Annotated in this window: 1 protein-coding gene; it reads left to right on the forward strand. The window is 47.9% G+C overall.

Features of this window, described 5'->3' with window-relative positions; translation table 11 throughout:
- Nucleotides 1–1,449: condensation domain-containing protein (locus tag BM082_RS24545; protein ID WP_139218828.1), on the forward strand; the 1,449-nt coding region annotated here is incomplete at both ends.

The following is a 1,449-nucleotide window of genomic DNA, read 5'->3' on the forward strand; positions in this document are numbered from 1 at the left end:
GGGTTGCCGCTAAATTGTGGGACACATTACTTGGTGGAGCTGGATGGCGAAGACGTTAACATTGCTCGCCTTGAAAACGCTTGGAACAGCTTGGTGCAGCATCATGACATGCTCAGGGTAGAGCTTGTTGATATTGAAACACAACGCGTTTCACAAGACCCTACTCGATTCTTTACATCTATTGATCTGATGACGTGTGATAACGAGGAGGATGCAAAGTCGCAACTGGCACGTTGGTGGCAGAGTATCTCATCAGCCAAAGACGCGACCTTATTTGCGGCTCAGGCCTTTTCATATAATGGCAACCGTTGTCGTTTGGGTCTTATCTTCAATTATCTTTCGCTGGATGGATTCAGTATAAAAATGCTGCTGCGTCAGTTGGCACTGAGATACCAAAACCTAGACGCTTTCATCCCTTCACCAGCCATATCATTTCGTGACTATGTCGAACAGGTGTCACCGTCGCCAAAGCAACGTGAAACGGCAATCAAATATTGGCGGGAAAAACTCGAAACGCTGCCATTGTCTGCCGCACTGCCTCTCAAGGCAGACCCAAGAACGATCAGCAATTCACAATTTAAAAGACGGTCTTTAATTCTAAGTCAAGATACATGGCAATCCTTAAAAGAAACGACAAGACAACAAGGTATTACGCCGTCTGTCGCCGTGCTCAGTGTATTTTGCGAAGTCATCAGTCGTTGGAGCGGTGGACGTTCTCATACCGTGAACATGACACTGTTTGACAGACAGCCTCTCCACCCGGATATCAACGACGTGGCGGGTGACTTCACGTCGCTGGTTCCTGTTGGTTATTCACCAGATAGGACAAAAACGTTTATTGAGATTGCGTTGTGTTTGCAAGAAGAAACATTCAGTGCGCTGGAACATCGCCACGTATCCTCCATCTTTGTGCAGCGCGAACGTGCGAAAGATATGGATATGACTGCAGCGGCGTTACCGATTGTTTTTACCAGCACACTCGGCATGTCTGACGAACTTCTAAAAGAAACGTCAGACGTTGGATTCCCCCAACTCTCAGGTGGCGGTTTATCTGAAACCCCTCAAGTGTGGCTCGATCACCAAATGTACGAATACAACGGTGAGCTTCATGTTTCGTGGGATAGCGTTAATACGCTTTTCCCTGAAGGCATGTTGGATAGTATGTTTACTGTTTTAGAAAACATGCTAAATACTCTGCACTCTTCTTGGGACTTGCCATTAGACCCGATGTTACCCGTGATGCAGAGTGTGGCTCGCCGCAGTCTCAACGCTACAGGTCTTCATCAGGAAGAACGCACACTTCACCACTCCTTCTTTGAATGGGCATCAAAAGCACCGGAACGCACCGCGCTTGTCGCTGAACAAACCACGCTGTCATACGGTGAACTTGCGTACCGTGCTCGCCAACTTGCTGCCTTGCTCATTAAACAGGGGCTGAAGCCTGAAGAG

The organism is Enterovibrio norvegicus DSM 15893, from assembly GCF_900115495.1.
Classification (GTDB): Bacteria; Pseudomonadota; Gammaproteobacteria; order Enterobacterales; family Vibrionaceae; genus Enterovibrio; species Enterovibrio norvegicus.